This window comes from Bacillus nitratireducens (assembly GCF_001884135.1).
Taxonomy (GTDB): Bacteria; Bacillota; Bacilli; order Bacillales; family Bacillaceae_G; genus Bacillus_A; species Bacillus_A nitratireducens.
In genome coordinates this window covers 1-19,681 of the sequence record NZ_MAOC01000034.1, presented here as the reverse complement: position 1 = coordinate 19,681, position 19,681 = coordinate 1, and the positions used below count along the sequence as shown (strand labels likewise).

Below are 19,681 nucleotides of genomic sequence, written 5' to 3'. Positions count from 1 at the left end.
GAGCATCGAGTTGAATTCGATGCTCGCTTTTTTTTTTTGTAATTAATGATAGTAAGGCTAAAAGATGATTGATATAATGTCTATAAAAAATACGGATGTTACAATTGTTAACATTTTCATGTTATAAAACCTGACATTCCTTGTCGAAAATTCTTGATTGTTAAAAGTTTTTAGAATATAATCTTCTTATTGTTAGGAAGAGGGGGAACGCAATGATGGATTTTTTAACTCAGGTTATTGGGGATATAAATAATGTTCTTTGGTCATATATTATTATTGCAATGCTAATTGGACTTGGGCTTTATTTTTCTTTCCGAGTAAAGTTTGTTCAAATACGTTACTTTGGAGAAATGATTCGTTTACTTGGGGATGGAGCGAGTTCAAAAACAAGAAAAGCACAAAAAGAAAAAAGTGGTGTATCGTCATTCCAAGCATTTTGTATGAGTACAGCATCTCGTGTAGGAACTGGTAATTTAGCTGGTGTGGCAATTGCGATTTCAGCAGGAGGACCAGGAGCTGTATTTTGGATGTGGTTAATCGCGGTAATCGGAGGAGCTTCTGCATTTGTAGAGAGCACATTAGCGCAAATTTATAAAGTGAAAGATGGGAATGCATTCCGCGGTGGCCCAGCGTATTATATGGAAAAGGGTTTAAAGAAACGCTGGCTAGGAGTTGTCTTCTCTGTTCTAATAACAGTTAGTTTCGGATTAATTTTCAACGCCGTGCAGTCAAACACAGTAGCGGCGGCTTTTGATGGAGCATTTAACACAGATGGTAAGTTTGTAGGTCTGTTTATGGCTGGTTTACTTGCAATCATTATCTTCGGCGGAGTAAAACGTATTGCACGTGCGGTTGAAATGATTGTTCCAGTAATGGCAATTATATATGTAGCAGTGGCATTATTCGTTGTTGTAACAAACATTACGGCAATTCCGTATGTATTTAAAGAAATTTTCTTACATGCTTTCGGAATTAAAGAAGTAGTAGGTGGGGGATTAGGAGCTGCGATTTTACTAGGGGTAAAACGTGGATTATTCTCAAATGAAGCAGGTATGGGGAGTGCGCCGAACGCAGCTGCGACTGCAAACGTAACGCACCCAGTTAAACAAGGTTTCATTCAAACTTTAGGGGTATTTACAGATACATTATTAATTTGTAGTTGTACAGCATTTATTATTTTATTATCAGATGTGCCTGGAGCGGCTGATTTAAACGGAATTCAATTAACGCAACAAGCATTAAGTCAACATATCGGACCGTGGGCTTCTATATTTGTAGCAGTTGCAATCTTCTTGTTTGCATTTAGTTCATTAGTAGGTAACTACTACTATGGTGAAACAAATATTGAATTCTTAAATGGAAGTAAAGTGTTACTAAATGTTTATCGAATTGCTGTACTTGGTATGGTTATGTTAGGATCTGTAGCAACAATTCAAATCGTTTGGGATTTAGCAGATTTATTCATGGGTATTATGGCTGTTATTAACTTAATTGCGATTGTATTCCTTTCTAAGTATGCTTTCGCGGCATTATCAGATTACGTAAAGCAAAAGAAACAAGGAAAAGATCCAGTCTTTTATGCGGATTCTATTCCAGGTTTAAACAATACAGAGTGTTGGGACAAGCCAGCAGTAGCAGATAAAGAAAAAGCTGTATAATAATAGATTGAACGAGCATCAAAGAAATTTGATGCTCGTTTTTTTATAGTAATGAACGAGGGAAAGGGAGAAAAGACGAACATTAATGAGGTGTTTATAATAAAATGTAATTTTTTTGAGAAAATTGCAGATGTGAGTTGTAATTTATGTTAGAATGGAAAATGGCTTTGAAACAAGAGATTTTATGGTTTTTCATATCGAATTGAAGGTTTTGGAGGAGAAATGGAAAGTTCGGATTATTTCTTGTTTTGAGTAGTCAGACGTTCAACGTTAATGAAGAGTTAAATGGAGGATTTTATTAATGAAGTTTGTTATGTTTCTTGTAGGATTACTTGTTGTATTCGTACTAGGTTTTCTTATAAGTTCTGATCGTAAGAAGATTAAGTATAAACCAATCGCGATTATGCTTGTTATTCAGCTAGCGTTAACGTATTTCTTATTAAATACGCCAATTGGTTATATTTTAGTAAAAGGAATTTCAGATGGATTTGGCGCGCTTCTTGGATATGCTGAATCTGGAATCGTTTTCGTATTTGGTGGTCTTGTTAATAAAGGGGAGGTTTCATTCTTCTTAACAGCTTTATTACCAATCGTATTCTTTGCCGTTTTAATTGGAATTCTGCAACACTTTAAAATTTTACCGATATTTATTCGTGCCATTGGTACTTTGCTAAGTAAAGTAAATGGTTTAGGAAAATTAGAATCATATAATGCAGTAGCGGCTGCAATTGTTGGACAAGCAGAAGTATTTATTACAGTAAAAGATCAGTTAAGTAAAATCCCAAAACATCGTTTATATACATTATGCGCATCTTCCATGTCGACAGTATCGATGTCGATTGTTGGTTCTTATATGAAAATGATTGAGCCAAAATATGTAGTAACAGCACTTGTATTGAATTTATTTAGTGGTTTCATTATTATTCATATTATTAATCCGTACGATATTACGGAAGAAGAAGATACATTGAAGTTAGAAAATAAGAAAAAGCAGTCATTTTTTGAAATGCTAAGCGAATATATTATGCTTGGTTTCACGATTGCGATTACGGTAGCGGCAATGTTACTTGGTTTCGTAGCGTTAATTACAGCAATCAATAGCTTGTTTGATTCAATGTTCGGTATTACATTCCAAGCTATTTTAGGTTATATTTTCTCACCATTAGCATTCGTAATGGGCATCCCGCAATCAGAAATGGTAACGGCGGGACAAATTATGGCAACGAAATTAGTATCGAACGAATTTGTTGCGATGCTTGATCTAGGAAAAGTAGCTGGTGATTTATCAGCTCGTACAGTTGGTATTCTTTCTGTATTCCTTGTATCATTTGCGAACTTCTCATCTATCGGAATTATTGCAGGTGCAACGAAAGGGATCGATGAAAACCAATCAAACGTTGTTTCATCATTCGGATTACGACTTGTATACGGTGCAACATTAGTAAGTCTTTTATCGGCGATTATCGTTGGTGTTATGTTATAAAGTGAAACTTTAATCAGTGGGGGGGTTCATCCCCCACTGATTATTAGTTGAACCAATCGGGCATTTACGGGCAGTTGATCCCTCACCTAACTTCTTGGCTTTCGCTGCATTTTGAGGTGGGGATCTTACTGCCCGTTAATGCGGGATAAAAAAGGTGGTCCTAGCTCATAGCTAGGGCTATTTTTTATGGTAAATTTGCATGAAAAAACCAATTACTTAGGAATATATTAACATATAAAAATCTTTTAAAATTTATATTGCATTTCGGTTAGATAACGCTTACAATTTGATTTGTAGGTGGTATCAATTTCAGACTTTCAAGTATGGTAGGAGAGAAGAAGCTACCTTTTATAAATTGCAATTTATGTAAACGCTTACTGATTTTAGAAAACAGTTGAATAGTATTTAGGGGTTTTAAATTTTTTTAACATCAATGGTCAGACGTCATTCGTTATACGACCAATAACTCGTGGGAGAAGTGGAGGATTCACATATGAAAATAGTAATGTTTCTAGTCGGTTTACTTGTAGTGTTTGTACTAGGTTTCCTTATCAGTTCAGATCGTAAGAAAATTAAATATAAACCAATTGCACTTATGCTTGTCATTCAATTGGTACTTGCGTATTTCTTACTAAATACAAAGGTCGGATTTGTATTAGTAAAAGGGATTGCAGATGGATTTGGCGCTATTTTAAAATTTGCGGAAGCTGGGGTTAATTTCGTATTTGGTGGTTTAGCAAACGATGGACAAGCACCATTCTTCTTAACAGTATTATTACCGATTATTTTCTTAGCAGTATTAATCGGGATCCTGCAACATATTAAAGTTTTACCGATTATCATTCGTGCAGTCGGTTTCGTATTAAGTAAAATTAATGGTTTAGGAAAACTTGAATCATATAATGCGGTAGCAGCTGCAATTGTTGGTCAAGGTGAAGTATTCATTACAGTAAAAGATCAATTAAGCAAATTACCAAAAAATCGTTTATACACACTTTGTGCATCTTCAATGTCAACAGTATCGATGTCAATCGTTGGTTCTTATATGAAAATGATTGATCCAAAATATGTAGTAACAGCACTTGTACTAAATTTATTTAGCGGATTCATTATCGTTCATATTATTAATCCATATGACGTGAAAGAAGAAGACGACATTTTAGAATTACAAGAAGATAAAAAACAAACATTCTTTGAAATGTTAGGCGAATATATTATGCTTGGTTTCTCTATCGCTGTAACAGTAGCGGCGATGTTAATCGGTTTCGTAGCATTAATTACAGCAATTAACGGTGTATTCGATTCAATTTTCGGAATCACATTCCAAAGTATTTTAGGATATATCTTCTCGCCATTAGCATTCGTAATGGGTATTCCAACATCAGAGATGCTAGCAGCGGGACAAATTATGGCAACAAAATTAGTAACGAACGAATTCGTTGCAATGCTTGACCTTGGAAAAGTAGCTGGTGAGTTATCAGCTCGTACAGTAGGTATTTTATCTATCTTCCTTGTATCATTTGCGAACTTCTCATCTATCGGAATTATCGCAGGTGCAACGAAGAGTATCGATGGCAAACAAGCAAATGTTGTATCATCATTCGGACTAAAACTTGTATACGGTGCAACGTTAGTAAGTATATTATCAGCGATTATCGTTGGGGTTATGCTTTAATAATAAGAAAAGCAATGAGCATTGGGCTCATTGCTTTTTTTGTTTAACTTGCTTTATCCAAACTTCTTTTAAATCGTGGTCTCTCTAAATAAGTTCCCAGTCTCCATACATATTCAACAGGCCCCATTCGATATTTCCGTAGCCAATATGTGCTAACCAATAGTTGCATCGTATAAATTCCGATGGTTAAAAGAATACCGAAGAAGTATCCGATTTTACCGAATAAGCCAAAGCCATAAGCGTAAAAAATTGTTGCTGCGATAATGGATTGAGCTAAGTAATTACTAACCGACATTTTCCCCGTATTCGCCATATATGTTAGTAAGCGCGATGCTTTTTTGTAATGGAATAATAAAATAATTGTGCTTCCGTAAAAGAATGTCATGGTTACTGATGTAAGGCCATCTTGTAACATAATTAAAATTGGATGCTTTACGAACATGGCTAAGATTTTAATTGTAAAAGAGAAAATACCAGTGATAAGCCAAATCTTTTTGATAGAAGGTATGTGTTTATCAATCTCAAATAGCCAGCCCTTTTTTCCTACATACATTCCGAGTAAGAAAAGTGGGGACATAAAAATTATTGCGAAAATCGATATGAAAACTAGTCCGAAGAAACCGTTAATCCCAATATACTCGAAAGGATTTTCAGTTAATCTAAAGTTGACATGATCCATATAGCTTCCAGTTTCATGAACTTTATGCTCTTTTTCAATATAAGGAGCAAAATCATTAATATTTGTATTTGGATCAGTTTGATAAGACATAAGTGTAATGAGTGCGAGTAGAATAGTTGCCCAAATCAATAATGTTTTTGGTTTTCTATTTATAAACATCATTAAGAAAATCCCGATAAGCCCGTATGCAAATAAAATATCTCCGGACCAAACAAAGGTGCCGTGAATGAAACCTAGTAGTAAAAGAATGCTAATACGCCTTATATATGTAAGGAAAAACTTTTTTCCTTTTGCGATAATACTTTTTTGTAACAAAACAATGCTAAGCCCAAATAAAAAAGAGAATAGGGAAATAAAATTCTGCGTGCCGAAAAATTGAATAAACCAATTAGCACTTTCATCGAGTCTTCCGAAAATATAAGTGGGTTTTTCATTAGCGAATAACCCGAATTGGATTAATGTCATATTAACAAGTAAAATGCCAAATAAAGCGAAACCACGAATGGCGTCAACAGCTTCTACACGTTGGTTCATTTTTTCTCTCCTCGTATATTGTTTTATATTGAAAATAATACCATTTATTTGCTGGTGCTATGACAAATACGAGGAATTTTAAGGTGATTTTAAGCTAGAGAGAAAATAAAAAATCACCTTAATACATTCATTAAGGTGATTGAAATACTACTCAGCTGGAGGTGTAAATGTACGTTTCTCTAGTTCAGCATCTAGCATAAATAGTGCGTTTGAATCGCTTGTAATACGTTTTAATTTTTGGATGATGCTATCAAATGAAGCTTCTTCTTCTACTTGCTCATCAACGAACCATTTTAAGAATGTGATTGTTGCGTGCTCACGCTCATCCCACGCAATATCAGATAAGTTGTAAATACGCTTCGTTACCTCACGCTCGTGCTCAAGTGCCACTTCAAAAGCGTTCAGTACAGATTCATATTCGTTATTTGGATTATCAAATCCAGTAATAATAGCGCGCTCTCCGCGGTCATTAATATAGTTGTAAAGCTTCATTGCGTGGAAACGTTCTTCTTCAGCTTGTACAAGGAAAAAGTTAGCGAATCCATCATAGCTCTCGGCTGTACAGTAAGCAGCCATTGCCATATAAGCGTGGGCAGAGTAAAATTCAAAGTTCATTTGTTCATTTAATGCGTCGTGCAATTTTTTAGATAACATAAAATCCCCCTTATTATTGTGACAAGAATATTATACCATAATTGATAATATTCTCATTTGGATGCTTCGAACCTTTTCGAAAGCTTTGTGACGTGTGCGTCCATAATGTCTTGTAAATCTAAATCATATTTTTGCGAAAGAATAATAAGGTTAGAAAGTACATCACCAAGTTCTTCTTTTAGTTCTTGTTTTAGCTCTTCTTCTGTTTTCGCATCTTCATCAGGACGATCACGGCCGATTTCAATAGCGCGAACAACTCGTGACACTTCCCCAACTTCTTCAGTTAAGAAATTTAAGCGAATAAAGGCATTATACTGTGACCAGCTTCGTTTTTCGTAAAATTCCTCAACCCATCTTTGAAATGCAACGATATCCATTTCTTCCTCATCCCTTCAATATGTTGTACAATGTTCATTGTATCATACCAATATATAGTTTCGGGGTGTAGGGATGAGAAAGATTTGTGTGTTTGCAGGTTCAAATTTAGGGGAAAGACCAGAGTTTAAAGAACAGGCAATCCAGTTAGGAAAAATGTTTGTTGAAAACGATTATGAGCTTGTATACGGTGGTTCATGCGTTGGATTAATGGGAGAAGTAGCGAATGAAGTTCTTCGCTTAGGTGGGCGTGTAACAGGGGTTATGCCTCGCGGTCTATTTCGAGGAGAGATTGTGCATACAGGATTAACAGAATTAATTGAAGTAGAAACGATGCATGAGCGCAAGGCGAAAATGGCAGAGCTTGCGGATGCTTTTATTGCACTGCCAGGCGGATACGGAACGTTTGAAGAGCTATTTGAAGTTGTATGTTGGTCACAAATTGGTATACATAATAAGCCAGTTGGTTTATTGAACATAAAGGACTTTTACGGACCAATTTTGCAAATGGTTGAACGTGCAGCTGAAGAAGGATTTATGAATCCATCGAATAAAGAGTTAATCGTTTCAGCTGATACGGCAGATAAACTAATTCATGAGATCCAAAATTACGAGCGTCCTGTTTTAGGAACGAAGTGGAAGCAACTATCATAATACAATTGTATAGAGATTTTTGGAAACACATGTCATTTTATCTTGAAAAGGCATGTGTTTTTAATTTGGTTAAATATATTAATGTTGAGATATAATGTTTTTGGAAAAGGAGAAATAGATGGAAGAGTTTGTGTATTTACGTCCTGTTTTTAAAAGTATTTTAGCAGCGTCTATTCTTGCTATGCTAATTGTTTCAATACAGAAGAAAGAGTTGATTAACGAGTTTTCGCTTTGGTTTATTTCGATATTGTGTATCGGTGTTTCCGCGATAACATTGTTTATGTCTGGGTTTATCGTTGATGAGTATAGTCTAGCTGGGGATGCACAGAGTTTTAGCATGTTTATTGCAATTGGCTGTATTAGCGGTTTGAATTTTATTATTTATTATAGACGGCAATAAAAGAAGGCATTCCGTATTACTTTGGAATGCCTTTATCACTTTGATTACTTTGTTTTTCATATAGATTTTTGGAAACACATGTCAATTTATTTTAAAAAGGCATGTGTTTTTAATTTGGTTAAATATATTGATAGTGAAATGTGAAATCGTTGGAAGAGGGGAAGTAGATGGAGGTATGTTTTGCTGACTTAAAAAAAGAATATCTGAATAAATGGTGAGTAAGGAATTATTGAGTGACATAGAATTGTTCCGTTAAAGGGTCAGATTGTGGAAGATGGCGAATGTTTTTTATGAAGTTAATAGAGGTTTTTTTAATGGGAATCAGAATAAATTTTATAGATGTAATCCTTTGGGAACTTTTAATCAGCTATGTATCATAATCTAATCAGTAAAATGAAAATTGGAGGAGAAATGAGCATGGGGCGTTCTGTATTAAAAATGTATAACTACCACTTATGGGCAAATGAAGTTATTTTAAATCGCTTAAAAGAACTACCGCAAGACATTTTCCATAAGGAAGTTAAGAGTGGTTTTTCTTCGGTGGCAAAAGTAATGTCTCACATATACCTCACAGATTTAGCCTGGCTTGAGATTATTTCTGGTAAAAGTATGAGTGATGCAATGGTACACACAGACCAATTGAAAGAACAGCTAGAAACAAAAAATATTGAGGAAATGGAAACTAGTTTTTATGAATTATCTAAACGATATAAAGAACTTTTAAGTAGTCAACAAGATTATGAAAAAGTGTTTGAGGTTGATAATCCGTATGCTGGGCTCCTGGATACGACGGTTTCTGAAACAATACTACACGTCGTCACCCACGGGGCATATCACCGTGGGAATATAGCCACAATGTTGCGGCAAATGGGGCATACCTCTGTTATGCAAGATTTTGGACTATTTCTATATTCAAAATGAATTCTTTTTATTTACCATAGAATATGGGTTTTTATGATGTTTTTGGGGACTGCTTTTATTAGTGGTTTAAGCTTAATTATGTAATATAGAATAAAGGCATTCCATATTATTTCGGAATGCCTTTATTGTTATTTTTATTTTGTTTTTTATACAGGTACCAGCCACCCCAGCCGCCACCAATTGCTACAACAACGAGGAAAGCATAGTCTTTAACCTCGATACGCATATTGAAAATATTAGCTATAAGTAAGACAATCCCAACTGTTATTAACGCAAAAAATGCTCTAATTAAGTAGTCTTTCAACTGAACCACTCCCGCCATTTAAGTAGTAAATGATGAATATGGAAAAGCTTTTTTGGATCTATTTTACTAAAGGGTGTTTCCTATATTTTAACATAAAATGGATTGTAATATATTGATAAAAGTAGAAAAGGTGAGTGCTAATATTGTCGTGTTTTGTCGGTATATTAGAAAAATCGCTGATATAATTTCAGTACGATTACTTCATAAAAAAAAGCGCCTCTGAACGAGCCGCTTCCGCTTTTAGTGATATCCAGCTCCAGCGGCTAGAACAGTCGGTTGTTTCACTCCTTCATTCGAGGCAAAAAGCGCCTCGTAATCAGGAGTTCCAACACCCTCCTGTTCTGAACGAGCCGCTTCCGCTTTTAAGTCTATTATTGATTCAAGAACGCACGTAGCATCCAAGCGTGTTTTTCTAGTTCTGTGTAGATGCCTAGTAGTAGGTCAGATGTCATTTCGTCGTCAGATTCTTGAGCGATTTCCATGCCTTTTTTCAGTTCAGTTAGCATCATTTCGTAGTCTTTCATGATTGCTTCGACCATCCCTTCTGCAGTTTCTCCGTAAGCTGCTTCTTGAATAGAAGATAGTTCTAAGTACTCTTTCATTGTTGCTACTGGTTTGCCGCCAATTGCTAAAATGCGTTCTGCAATTTCATCGATGTGAGTAGCTGATTCTGTGTAAAGCTCTTCGAATTTCTCGTGTAATGTGAAGAATTGAGGTCCTTTTACGTACCAATGGAAGTTGTGTAGTTTTGTAAATAAAACGCTCCAGTTTGCTACTTGTTTGTTTAATACTTCGATTACTTGTTTGTTCATTATGATCAATCTCCTTTTGAGTTGTTATGTTATATCAATTACTAATTTATAATTATTATAATCTAGTAATTTGTATAAATCAACCCTTTTGCTGGAATTAATTTGAACAAATTATGAACTGTTGTAAATAAAAATCCCTATTACTGTGAAGTAATAGGAATTTTGTTTGATATATAGTTCTTGTTTTAAACGAGCCGCATCCGCTTTTAATTATTATACAGCCTTCTGTTTTTCTTCTACATCCTGTCCATCCCAGCACTCTGTATTCTGTAAACCAGGGATAGAACTTGCAACGAAAACAGGATCTTTTCCTTGTTTCTTTTGCTTTATATAGTCTACTAATGCCGCATAGGCGAACTTGCTAAGGAATGAGATGGCAATTAAGTTTGTAAATACCATTAGTCCCATAAAGAAATCAGCTAAACTCCAAACCGTTTGAAGGGCAGCTATAGATCCGAAGAACACCATTCCGACAACTGCAACACGATAAATCAGTAACCATGTTTTGCTTTCTTTAATGAATGCGATATTTGTTTCACCATAATAGTAGTTTCCTAGTAAAGAACTGAAAGCGAATAGGAAAATAATAATCGCTAAGAAAGTACTTGCCCACGGTCCAATTTGTGAACTTAATGCTTGTTGTGTTAATTCAATTCCTTGTAAATTTGATCCTTTGTAAAGTCCAGAACATAATACGATAAATGCTGTTGATGTACATACTAAGAATGTATCTACGAAAACACCTAATGCTTGAACGAGCCCTTGTTTTACAGGGTGAGATACATCTGATGTTGCTGCTGCGTTAGGAGAGCTACCCATACCTGCTTCTGTCGCGAATAGACCGCGCTGAATTCCGAACTTGATTGCTGCTCCAATACCACCAGCGATGGCTTGATCTAAACCGAATGCACCATTAAATATTTCCATGAAAATGCTTGGTAACATAGTGAAGTTGTTAATTACGACAAAAATAGCCACACCAATATAAATGATTGCCATTGGAGGAACAATCATTTCTGTAATACGTGAAATGCTCTTGATACCACCAAAAATAATAACTGCAACTAATAAAGCTAATAGAGCTCCTACGATCGTTCGCTCTAGTCCAAAAGCATTTTCAAATGCTATTGTTACCGTGTTTGCTTGTACAGAATTGAAAATTAATCCGTACGCAACTGTAATAAGAAGTGAAAACCAAACACCCATCCAGCGTTTGTTTAATCCTTTTTCCATATAATATGCTGGCCCACCACGGAACCTACTGCCATCTTTTACTTTATAAATTTGAGCGAGCGTACATTCTACGAAACTAGTAGCCGCTCCGATAATTGCGATAAACCACATCCAAAATATTGCACCGGGTCCACCCATTGAAATGGCTAATGCTACACCAGCTAAGTTCCCAATACCGATACGTGCTGCTGCACTTAAGCAAAATGCTTGGAATGGAGAGATGCTATCTTTCTTTTTTTCTTTTCGATTAAATCCTTTGCTAATTAAACTGACCATCTCACGGAGATGAGTAATTTGGACAAATTTTAATTTGAAAGAGAAATAAAGACCGAAGCCGATTAGCATTGCAATAAGAATATATGACCATAAAATATTATTCGTTACCTCAAGGAATCTGCTAAAGATATCAACCATATAATACACTTCCTTTTTTCCGTAATAAGAAAATTATATGCAAAAAATATACGAGAATCAATTTTTCTAAAAAATTATGTTACTTAAACATATTTCGTGTTATGATTATGTTACATCGTAATATTTTTAGAATTATTTACATTTTAAAAAACTAAATGTAAAGCGAGAAAGAGGGGATAATTTGAAAGAAGAAACTTTATTGAAAGTAAGCCTTAAGAGTTTGAAAATGAGAAGTAATATATTTTTTATCATTACATCTTTAAGTATCCTTTTAGGGGCCACTTATTATTACAATAAAAGATTTCCAAATCACAGATATCCCGAATGGTTAGAATTTCTAAAATGGATTGGATGAATAAAAGACAGAAAAACAGAAAATTTAAACAAAAAACTATTTGTTGTTGAGGAGGAGCTAAATATGAATATTAGAGAAAGTGAACTTCCGGGTATTGGTTACAAATTTCAAATCGTTACGAAAGGTAACGAAAAGATGGTGATTGTCATTCATGATGATGGGCGTAGAGAAATGTATCATTTTGATTCAGACCATGAAGAAAGTCTATCAAGTATTTCATTACGTGACTCAGAGGCGAGACAAATTGCAGCAATATTAGGTGGAATGGTATACAAACCTAGAGCATTAGAAAATGTTGAAATGGTCTTTGAAGGTTTAGCAATTGAGTGGTTTAAAGTAGAGAATGCTGCTCCAGCAATCGGAAAAACAATCGGTGATCTTGAGATAAGAAAAACATATAGCGTAACAATCATTGCAGTTATGAAAAAGAATATGAAAAAGCTATTTAATCCAGGACCAGAAACGGTAATTGAAGAAGGCGATATGCTTGTAGTTTCAGGTGAGAGAGAAGAAATTAAAAAAATTATTAATGAGTTACTTTCGAATAGGGGGACTGACTAGATGGATACGTTAATTTTTGAAGTTGGTACAGCTTTGGTTTTAGTAGCAATTGCGGCGGTAATTGCTGGAAAGTTTAAATTCTCAGTAATTCCTTTTCTAATTGTTCTTGGAATGTTAGTAGGACCGCACGCACCGACAATAGGTGTTATCGATCTCAAATTTATTGAAAGTGCGAGTGTGATTTCCTTCCTTGGACGGATTGGAGTTCTGTTCCTTCTGTTCTATCTAGGACTAGAGTTTTCGATGAAAAAACTAATTAAATCTGGACGTTCCATTGCGATTGGCGGAACAATCTATATTTTAATTAACTTTTCACTTGGATTATTATACGGATTTATAATGGGATTCCCTTTACTAGAAATCTTAATTATTGCGGGTATTATTACGATTTCTTCTAGTGCTATCGTTGCTAAAGTGTTAGTGGATTTAAGAAGAACTGGTAATAATGAAACCGAATTAATTTTAGGAATTATTATGTTTGAAGATATATTCCTTGCTGTATATTTATCAGTTGTCTCTGGTTTAGTTCTAGGGGATCATGCTTCCTTCTTAGGTGCTCTCACTTCGATTGGAATTGCTTTAGGATACATGCTTCTATTCTTTATTGTGGCTAGAAAGGCTACGCCGTTATTAAATAAATTGCTCAATATTAGTTCAGATGAAATTTTCATTATTGTAGTATTTGCTTCGTTATTCTTTATTGCAGGTTTCTCGGAAACGATTCACGTTGCCGAAGCAATCGGAGCACTTCTTTTAGGGTTAGTTTTCTCTGAGACAGAGCATAGTGACCGAATTGAGCATCTTGTTGTTCCATTTAGAGACTTTTTCGGAGCTATCTTCTTCTTCAGTTTCGGATTAAGTATAGACCCGTTTTCATTAGGCGGGGCGATATGGTTAACCTTAGGTGCCGTACTTCTTACAATCATCGGGAACTTTGTAGCAGGGATGATTGCAGGACGACAAGCTGGATTATCTCATAAAGCGTCAACAAATATTGGATTAACAATCGTTTCAAGAGGAGAGTTCTCCATCATTATGGCCAATATCGGTATCGCCGGTGGTTTAATGTCAGTCTTGAAACCATTCTCAGCACTATACGTGCTTATACTATCCATCTTAGGTCCACTTCTGACGAAAGAGTCAAAGAATGTATATAAATTTCTAAATAAAATCTTTAAGTGGGATACGAAGGCTAGATAAATTTTAAAAAATTGCTGTTTAAGGTCGGATTTTATATAGAGCATTATCGTGAAGGAATCTATAGTTAAATAGGTTCCTTTTTTTATGGGAAATCAATAACTGGTTGTTATTTGTTAGAGAAGGAGATGTTTAATATTTTACATATTGTGGCATACATATAGGGAAAGGGTGTTTGGAAAGGGGATTATAGAGAAGTGGAACTCCAGTTTCAAAATGTATATCAGCAAGTTGAAAATTGGTATGTGTTGGATTCGGAGCTTCCTTGGGATGTCAAAAAGTTAAGAAACGATTTATTTTCTCTTATTGAAATAAGTACAACGCCAGTTATTTTTTGTGATACGTGTGATGCGAATCATGTACTTTTATCATTAGGAGAAGAAGAAGAGGAATTTTTATTCCCAGTAGGTGGTTTTTATCATAAAGAAAAGCAATTAATTTTCGTTTGTATGTGGGAAGAGTATGAACAAGTGCTCAAAACGCTATTGCATGAATTCAGGCATGCGATGCAGCATAAGGACGATGTACTATATGTTGGAAATGAACTATACGAAGAAAGATGGATCGAGAAAGATGCGAGGCATTTTGCGGAGAGGAAGCTAGATGAATATAAAAATAGAAATTTAATCTGAAGCATAGTGGAGAAAGGGCGCTGTGCTTTTGTTTTGTTGCTAATTAAAAATAAGTAGTTGACCTTTATTAAGTTTAGTTCTAAACTAATAGTATCAAATGAGCGAGGTGATGGAATGAAAGCAGAGGAAAGACTTGGATTACTATTATGGTTTCGTTTATCACGCTTTTATAATAGAAGTATTCGTGAGACGAATCAGCATTTGAAAAAGTGGAATGTATCTGCTGCTCAGTTTGATGTATTAGTTCAAGTTGGAGGACACGATCGTTTAACGCAGCAAGAACTTGGAAATAAGTTATTTGTTACGAAAGGAAATGTTACTCAACTTTTAAATAAGATGGAGCAACTCGATTGGATTCAGCGTGAACAAGAAGGCACCACGAAATATATTTCATTAACAGAAGAGGGAAAGGTTCTATATGAAGAAATAGTCCCGCCGCAAGAAACATTTCAAGCAGAACAATTTGATAAGTTAAATAGAGAAGAACAAAAACAATTATTAGAATTACTGAAGAAGTTGCAGTGATAAAAATTAAAAATAAATATCTCGATTTCGAGATGATATGAGGTGAAGGATATGTTTAGAAAAGTTGATCATAAAAATATGGGAAGAGCAAATCACGGGTGGTTAAATACACATTTTCATTTTTCTTTTGCAAATTATTATAATCCAAACAATATGAATTTTGGAGCAGTACGTGTTATGAATGATGATTTAATAGCGGCACAAACTGGTTTTGATATGCATCCGCACCGTGATATGGAGATTATCTCTTACGTTATAGATGGTGAATTAACACATGAAGATAGTATGGGGAACCGAGGGACAATTGAGCGTGGGCATGTTCAATATATGAGTGCAGGTACTGGTGTATTTCACAGTGAGCATAACTTAGGAAATGAAACATTGCGTTTATTACAAATTTGGATTTTACCGGACCGGGATGGTCATAAACCGAACTATGGTGAGTTTAAATTTGATTGGAGTAAACGTGAAAATGAGTGGTTCCATATGGTATCTCCTTCTGATGGAGATGCACCAATTCATATTCACCAAGATGCAAATTTATATTCTTTATCATTAGAGGCTGGTAAAGAAATTCAGTTTCCTGTTCAAGAAGGGCGTCAATTATACCTTGTACAAATTGAAGGTAGCAGTGTTGTGAATGGTGAAACACTCGTAACGCGTGATGCAGCGGAGGCTGTAGAAGAAGATATTCGCATTCAAGCGAAAGAAAACTCTCATTACTTAGCGATTGAAATGAAAATGGAATAAAGTGAAATTTTAATCCATGGTGGTTTTAAGCATGTGAATAGCGAGATGAAAGGTTATAGGAAAGAGGATATCGGAAACGATATCCTTTTTTGTGTGAGTTAAATTAACAGAAAAAACTTTCTCAATTTTTGGAAGCAGGTATCAGGGGAGTTATTCAGAATTTTATAAAAGTGTTAAAAACTTTTAGGGGAATGGGGAGTGTTAGATTGAAAAAGCAAGTCATTTCATCAGCATTAGCATTAACTGTTATCGCAAGTGGGTTTGGGGCATTTGGAGCAACTACGACGAAAGCAGAAGAGCAAAAAATCCAGTATCACCAAGAGTTTAAAACGCCAGCTTACATAGGTGAAGAATGGAAAGCGCCGGAAGGACTAGATAAAAAAGAGACAGTCTTTCAATATTTAGAGAGTAAAAAGGATATGTTTAAACTAGCGGGAAATATTGACAAACATTTCAATATCGTTGGTGAAGAAAAAGATGCTGAGTCTGGTACAACACATGTGAAGTTAGTTGAGAAGCATAATAACATTCCTGTGTATGGTTCAGATCAAACGGTTACGCTTGATAAAGAGAATAATGTAAAAGCATTTTTCGGACAAGTTATTCCGAGTTTAGATGATAAAAATATTCCTGCATCTGCAAGTATTAGTGCAGAACAAGCAGAAACGATTGCAAAAGCTAATATTGAGAAAGAAATTGGTAAGGTAAAGAATTATGATGGTGTGAAAAAAGATTTATATGTGTATGAAAAAGATGGTCAATACTATCTTGCATATCTTGTAAAAGCATCGGTTTCAAAACCAGCTCCAGGATATTGGCATTACTTTGTTGATGCAACAAATGGAAATGTTATTGAGAAATATAATGCTGTAGATAACATTACTGGATTTGGTTACGGAGTATTAGGCGCTAGACAATCATTTGAAATTGCTCAAGATACGAAAACAGGAGCGTTCAACTTATTTGATGGTACACGAGGACAAGGTGTCCATACATTTGATGCAGAGAATATGGATGAAAACTGGTTTAATTTATTCTCACAAATTCTTGGATATACAGGAGAAGAAGTTGTAAGTAAATCTAAGTTCTTCGAAGATAAAGCGGCAGTTGATGCGCATGTGAATGCAGGAAAAGTATATGATTACTATAAAAAGACATTTAACCGTAACTCTTTCGATGATAAAGGTGCGAGACTTATTTCTACTGTTCACGTAGGTGAATCTTGGAATAACGCAGCTTGGAATGGTGTTCAGATGATGTATGGTGATGGCGATGGTAAGACATTCATTCCGTTATCAGCTGGACTAGATGTTATCGGCCACGAATTAACGCATGCTGTAACTGAACATACAGCAAATCTTGTTTATAAAGATGAGTCAGGAGCGTTAAATGAATCGTTATCTGACATTATGGGTGTCATGGTTGAGAAGAAGAGCTGGGATTTAGGTGCTGATATTTATACACCTGGTAAACCTGGTGATGCACTTCGTTCTCTGAAGGATCCAGCATCTATTCCAAATCCATTAAAACCAGGTGAGGGTTACCCAGATCACTATAATAAACGTTATACTGGAACAGCTGATAATGGCGGCGTTCATATTAACAGTAGTATTAACAATAAGGCAGCGTATTTAGTGTCTGAGGGCGGTACACATTACGGTGTGAAAGTAACTGGAGTAGGTCGTGAAGCGACAGAAAAAATTTACTATCGTGCTCTTACAAAATATTTAACTGCAAACTCTGACTTTAAAATGATGCGCCAAGCTGCACTTCAATCAGCAGAGGATTTATACGGTAAAAACTCTAAAGCTGTACAAGCTGTAACGAAAGCTTATGATGCTGTAGGAGTAAAATAATAAGAGAAAAAGACCTGACTGGATTGTCAGGTCTTTTCTTTATTTAGTCACGAATACCTAATGCGATTTTCGCCATACGTGACATACGTTCTTTTGTCCAGGGCGGATTCCATACAACGTTTACTTCTATTTCATTTACTTCAGGTACGTTCGTTGATAATACTTTTTTAACGTCTGATACGATTTGGCCAGCCATTGGACAACCGATAGAAGTCATCGTCATTGTAATGACAGCATTATTATTTTCATCTGCTGTAACGTCATAAACTAATCCAAGATTGATAATATCAACACCTAGTTCAGGGTCAATAACAGCTTCTAAGTTGGCATATAACTTTTCTTCAAAGGCTTGTTGTGACATGCGTAGCACCCCCTAAATATTAATGATATCGTTTCTCATTATAACGGATATGCGGGATAAGTGCAGTAAATAACCCCTTAAAGCTGAAAGTTGTAAATGACAAAAGGGGGTTAAAAAAGTAATCCCTCTTTATTTTAAAGGTTATTAATCTATTCAATGAAAATTATAGCGGATAATGGAAAAGGGCAGATGAGTATAAGTGAATGATATATAAATGTATACATTTATATATCAAAAGTTCTTAAATAAAAATAAGAAATCCTATTGTAATTCGAAATAACATCATGTATACTTCTAATTAGTTGATAACGATTATCACTATCAACTGAAACATTACTCTTCGTTATGTTGGTCATACCCCTTTTTGACGACGTAAGTCAGAGACGAATGTTGAAATATCTTGTGTCCTATTCTACAGAATTATGGTAATCTCCAACCTCAACTTATATGCGTAAGCATGCAAAAAAAGGATCCTATCCGTGAAGGGATCCTTTTTTGCATGTTGTCGCAATTAATGTATATAGCCCGGGTATACGTTCTTCAATTCCTTCCGGTGAAGTAGAAGGGAAGCCCCACCTTTGATGAGATCCGCGTTCTTCAATTAATTTTTCAATCTTGAAATTTGCTTCTGCCATTGCTGTAATAACTTCTCCTAGTGTCCAGCGCCTAATTTTTGTTCTCGGTACAGCAGCTTTCTGCGATTCCGTAAGGAGGGTACTATAAGCTACGTCATCTTCAATAAGTTCTTCATCGAAATAATTTTCATTTGCTCGAAATGATGGATGATCTACTCCTAATAATTTTGTATAAACGGGATGGTAATCACGCAGTATAAATGTCCCATCTTGTTTTAGTAAGTGGGAGATTATATGAAAGAGTGGCTCTAAGTCTAAAAAGTAATGGAGCACGCCAAGTTCCAGTAACACGATATCAAATGACTGAGATAGATTTAGATCTAGTGCATCGGAAACGATATACTGAATAGAGACGCCAGCAGCCTCGGCTAGTTCGGTTGCATATTTTTCGTTACTTGCTGAAATATCTACAACTGTTACATCGGCTCCTAAAAGAGCAAGAGCAACTGCTTTGTTACCTTTTGATCCGAGTAAATTAATAATACGCTTTCCTTTTGGAGATTGTATGTAAGGTAAATAGTAGGAGACTTCATGAACAGGATCTTGCATGAGTTTTTTTGCATATTCTGTCGGTGTGCCGTGACGATTCGTCCAAGCTTCATAAGCAGCTGCATTCCAGCTTTTTTCATTAATCGTGCTTAGTTGTTTTTGATTCAATTTTATCACTCCTTTTGTGAACATATAGTTATTCGGTGAATGAGTGGGGTTTCCTGTTCTTTTTTGAATTAAAGTTTGATTTTTCTGTTGTTAAGTCGTAAAATACGTTTTATACATAAAAGCGTTGAAAAGGAAAAGTAGAATGGAACCATTCTTTCCAGAGAGCTTCGGTAGCTGAGAAGAAGCAAGAATATTCATTTGAACAATGGCCTTTGAGCTTCGTCCTGAACTTATCAAATGATAATAGTAGGCGGCGACGAGAGTTGGTACTCGTTATCAAAACCACAGTATACGAGCATGAATTGCTCCGTACTTGTTAAGGTTAGTTATGCGAATGACTGACGAAATAAGGTGGT

The 19,681-nt window shown here is 35.4% G+C and carries 21 protein-coding genes and 1 other annotated feature; of the genes, 12 read left to right on the top strand and 9 right to left on the bottom strand.

Features of this window, described 5'->3' with window-relative positions; genetic code table 11:
- The first annotated feature begins 215 nt into the window (after nt 1-215).
- The 3 genes from BAU23_RS13365 (at nt 216) to BAU23_RS13355 (ending at nt 4,816) form a co-directional block, all read left to right on the top strand.
- The gene (locus BAU23_RS13365) at nt 216-1,658 is read left to right on the top strand and encodes an alanine/glycine:cation symporter family protein (RefSeq protein ID WP_000346989.1); all 1,443 of its coding nucleotides are present in this window, start codon (nt 216-218) and stop codon (nt 1,656-1,658) included.
- A gap of 301 nt (nt 1,659-1,959) precedes the next feature.
- Nucleotides 1,960-3,141, top strand: coding sequence for a NupC/NupG family nucleoside CNT transporter (locus BAU23_RS13360; RefSeq protein ID WP_000673865.1), 1,182 nt, complete (start codon nt 1,960-1,962; stop codon nt 3,139-3,141).
- 493 nt (nt 3,142-3,634) lie between these two features.
- Nucleotides 3,635-4,816 (top strand): NupC/NupG family nucleoside CNT transporter, encoded by a 1,182-nt coding sequence (locus BAU23_RS13355; RefSeq protein ID WP_000706849.1) that lies wholly within the window; start codon nt 3,635-3,637, stop codon nt 4,814-4,816.
- A 43-nt stretch (nt 4,817-4,859) separates the two neighbouring features.
- Here the strand turns inward: BAU23_RS13355 and BAU23_RS13350 are convergent, their stop codons facing one another.
- The 3 genes from BAU23_RS13350 to BAU23_RS13340 all read right to left on the bottom strand — a co-directional run bounded on the left by BAU23_RS13350 (nt 4,860) and on the right by BAU23_RS13340 (nt 7,060).
- Nucleotides 4,860-6,029 (bottom strand): DUF418 domain-containing protein, encoded by a 1,170-nt coding sequence (locus BAU23_RS13350; protein WP_071734621.1) that lies wholly within the window; start codon nt 6,027-6,029, stop codon nt 4,860-4,862.
- Nucleotides 6,030-6,176: 147 nt separating this feature from the next.
- Entirely contained in the window at nt 6,177-6,683 is a 507-nt protein-coding gene (locus BAU23_RS13345) for a ferritin (protein WP_000949403.1), read from the bottom strand.
- A 53-nt stretch (nt 6,684-6,736) separates the two neighbouring features.
- Nucleotides 6,737-7,060, bottom strand: coding sequence for a MazG nucleotide pyrophosphohydrolase domain-containing protein (locus BAU23_RS13340; protein WP_000355746.1), 324 nt, complete (start codon nt 7,058-7,060; stop codon nt 6,737-6,739).
- 73 nt (nt 7,061-7,133) lie between these two features.
- On the opposite strand from BAU23_RS13340, the gene BAU23_RS13335 reads away from it, so the two are divergent.
- From BAU23_RS13335 to BAU23_RS13325, 3 genes are all read left to right on the top strand, one after another.
- Complete coding sequence (locus BAU23_RS13335; protein ID WP_001225747.1) at nt 7,134-7,712, top strand: LOG family protein; 579 nt, start codon at nt 7,134-7,136, stop codon at nt 7,710-7,712.
- 118 nt (nt 7,713-7,830) lie between these two features.
- Nucleotides 7,831-8,112: a hypothetical protein gene (locus tag BAU23_RS13330; RefSeq protein WP_071734620.1), complete on the top strand. Its 282-nt coding sequence runs from the start codon at nt 7,831-7,833 to the stop codon at nt 8,110-8,112.
- A 417-nt stretch (nt 8,113-8,529) separates the two neighbouring features.
- Nucleotides 8,530-9,033, top strand: coding sequence for a DinB family protein (locus tag BAU23_RS13325; RefSeq protein ID WP_000533787.1), 504 nt, complete (start codon nt 8,530-8,532; stop codon nt 9,031-9,033).
- Between the two features lie 106 nt (nt 9,034-9,139).
- On the opposite strand, the gene BAU23_RS13320 is transcribed toward BAU23_RS13325, so the two are convergent.
- The 4 genes from BAU23_RS13320 to BAU23_RS13305 all read right to left on the bottom strand — a co-directional run bounded on the left by BAU23_RS13320 (nt 9,140) and on the right by BAU23_RS13305 (nt 11,796).
- Entirely contained in the window at nt 9,140-9,337 is a 198-nt protein-coding gene (locus BAU23_RS13320; protein WP_000656332.1) for a hypothetical protein, read from the bottom strand.
- 240 nt (nt 9,338-9,577) lie between these two features.
- Nucleotides 9,578-9,739 (bottom strand): NADH dehydrogenase, encoded by a 162-nt coding sequence (locus tag BAU23_RS30200; protein WP_071734619.1) that lies wholly within the window; start codon nt 9,737-9,739, stop codon nt 9,578-9,580.
- Entirely contained in the window at nt 9,709-10,149 is a 441-nt protein-coding gene (locus tag BAU23_RS13310) for a Dps family protein (RefSeq protein ID WP_071734618.1), read from the bottom strand. The genes BAU23_RS30200 and BAU23_RS13310 overlap by 31 nt, the downstream gene beginning before the upstream one ends.
- 213 nt (nt 10,150-10,362) lie before the next feature.
- Nucleotides 10,363-11,796: an alanine/glycine:cation symporter family protein gene (locus BAU23_RS13305; RefSeq protein WP_071734617.1), complete on the bottom strand. Its 1,434-nt coding sequence runs from the start codon at nt 11,794-11,796 to the stop codon at nt 10,363-10,365.
- A gap of 418 nt (nt 11,797-12,214) precedes the next feature.
- Here BAU23_RS13305 and BAU23_RS13300 point away from each other — a divergent pair, with 418 nt between their 5' ends.
- The 6 genes from BAU23_RS13300 (at nt 12,215) to BAU23_RS13275 (ending at nt 17,672) form a co-directional block, all read left to right on the top strand.
- On the top strand, nt 12,215-12,712 hold the full coding sequence (locus BAU23_RS13300; RefSeq protein ID WP_071734616.1) for a cation:proton antiporter regulatory subunit: 498 nt from the start codon (nt 12,215-12,217) through the stop codon (nt 12,710-12,712).
- Entirely contained in the window at nt 12,713-13,912 is a 1,200-nt protein-coding gene (locus tag BAU23_RS13295) for a cation:proton antiporter (protein ID WP_071734615.1), read from the top strand.
- 194 nt (nt 13,913-14,106) lie between these two features.
- Entirely contained in the window at nt 14,107-14,541 is a 435-nt protein-coding gene (locus BAU23_RS13290; RefSeq protein WP_000422811.1) for a DUF3920 family protein, read from the top strand.
- Between the two features lie 114 nt (nt 14,542-14,655).
- A complete protein-coding gene (locus BAU23_RS13285) occupies nt 14,656-15,066 on the top strand; it encodes a MarR family winged helix-turn-helix transcriptional regulator (RefSeq protein WP_000642652.1) in 411 nt (136 codons plus the stop codon).
- A gap of 51 nt (nt 15,067-15,117) precedes the next feature.
- On the top strand, nt 15,118-15,816 hold the full coding sequence (locus tag BAU23_RS13280; protein WP_016130809.1) for a pirin family protein: 699 nt from the start codon (nt 15,118-15,120) through the stop codon (nt 15,814-15,816).
- Between the two features lie 206 nt (nt 15,817-16,022).
- Complete coding sequence (locus BAU23_RS13275) at nt 16,023-17,672, top strand: M4 family metallopeptidase (protein ID WP_000745151.1); 1,650 nt, start codon at nt 16,023-16,025, stop codon at nt 17,670-17,672.
- A gap of 43 nt (nt 17,673-17,715) precedes the next feature.
- Here the strand turns inward: BAU23_RS13275 and BAU23_RS13270 are convergent, their stop codons facing one another.
- Together BAU23_RS13270 and BAU23_RS13265 are read right to left on the bottom strand one after the other, a co-directional pair.
- Complete coding sequence (locus tag BAU23_RS13270; RefSeq protein WP_000082522.1) at nt 17,716-18,033, bottom strand: metal-sulfur cluster assembly factor; 318 nt, start codon at nt 18,031-18,033, stop codon at nt 17,716-17,718.
- 473 nt (nt 18,034-18,506) lie between these two features.
- Nucleotides 18,507-19,325, bottom strand: a complete 819-nt coding sequence (locus tag BAU23_RS13265; protein ID WP_071734614.1) for a class I SAM-dependent methyltransferase — start codon at nt 19,323-19,325, stop codon at nt 18,507-18,509.
- Nucleotides 19,326-19,440: 115 nt separating this feature from the next.
- Nucleotides 19,441-19,681: a binding site (T-box leader), on the top strand. This feature is flagged as partial in the annotation.

Excerpts from the sequence above, each read along its gene's own strand:
- BAU23_RS13365 (WP_000346989.1), top strand. The coding sequence starts at position 216 with ATGGATTTTTTAACTCAGGTTATTGGGGATATAAATAATGTTCTTTGG.
- BAU23_RS13360 (WP_000673865.1), top strand. The coding sequence starts at position 1,960 with ATGAAGTTTGTTATGTTTCTTGTAGGATTACTTGTTGTATTCGTACTA.
- BAU23_RS13355 (WP_000706849.1), top strand. The coding sequence starts at position 3,635 with ATGAAAATAGTAATGTTTCTAGTCGGTTTACTTGTAGTGTTTGTACTA.
- BAU23_RS13350 (WP_071734621.1), bottom strand. The coding sequence starts at position 6,029 with ATGAACCAACGTGTAGAAGCTGTTGACGCCATTCGTGGTTTCGCTTTA.
- BAU23_RS13345 (WP_000949403.1), bottom strand. The coding sequence starts at position 6,683 with ATGTTATCTAAAAAATTGCACGACGCATTAAATGAACAAATGAACTTT.
- BAU23_RS13340 (WP_000355746.1), bottom strand. The coding sequence starts at position 7,060 with ATGGATATCGTTGCATTTCAAAGATGGGTTGAGGAATTTTACGAAAAA.
- BAU23_RS13335 (WP_001225747.1), top strand. The coding sequence starts at position 7,134 with ATGAGAAAGATTTGTGTGTTTGCAGGTTCAAATTTAGGGGAAAGACCA.
- BAU23_RS13330 (WP_071734620.1), top strand. The coding sequence starts at position 7,831 with ATGGAAGAGTTTGTGTATTTACGTCCTGTTTTTAAAAGTATTTTAGCA.
- BAU23_RS13325 (WP_000533787.1), top strand. The coding sequence starts at position 8,530 with ATGGGGCGTTCTGTATTAAAAATGTATAACTACCACTTATGGGCAAAT.
- BAU23_RS13310 (WP_071734618.1), bottom strand. The coding sequence starts at position 10,149 with ATGAACAAACAAGTAATCGAAGTATTAAACAAACAAGTAGCAAACTGG.
- BAU23_RS13305 (WP_071734617.1), bottom strand. The coding sequence starts at position 11,796 with ATGGTTGATATCTTTAGCAGATTCCTTGAGGTAACGAATAATATTTTA.
- BAU23_RS13300 (WP_071734616.1), top strand. The coding sequence starts at position 12,215 with ATGAATATTAGAGAAAGTGAACTTCCGGGTATTGGTTACAAATTTCAA.
- BAU23_RS13295 (WP_071734615.1), top strand. The coding sequence starts at position 12,713 with ATGGATACGTTAATTTTTGAAGTTGGTACAGCTTTGGTTTTAGTAGCA.
- BAU23_RS13285 (WP_000642652.1), top strand. The coding sequence starts at position 14,656 with ATGAAAGCAGAGGAAAGACTTGGATTACTATTATGGTTTCGTTTATCA.
- BAU23_RS13280 (WP_016130809.1), top strand. The coding sequence starts at position 15,118 with ATGTTTAGAAAAGTTGATCATAAAAATATGGGAAGAGCAAATCACGGG.
- BAU23_RS13270 (WP_000082522.1), bottom strand. The coding sequence starts at position 18,033 with ATGTCACAACAAGCCTTTGAAGAAAAGTTATATGCCAACTTAGAAGCT.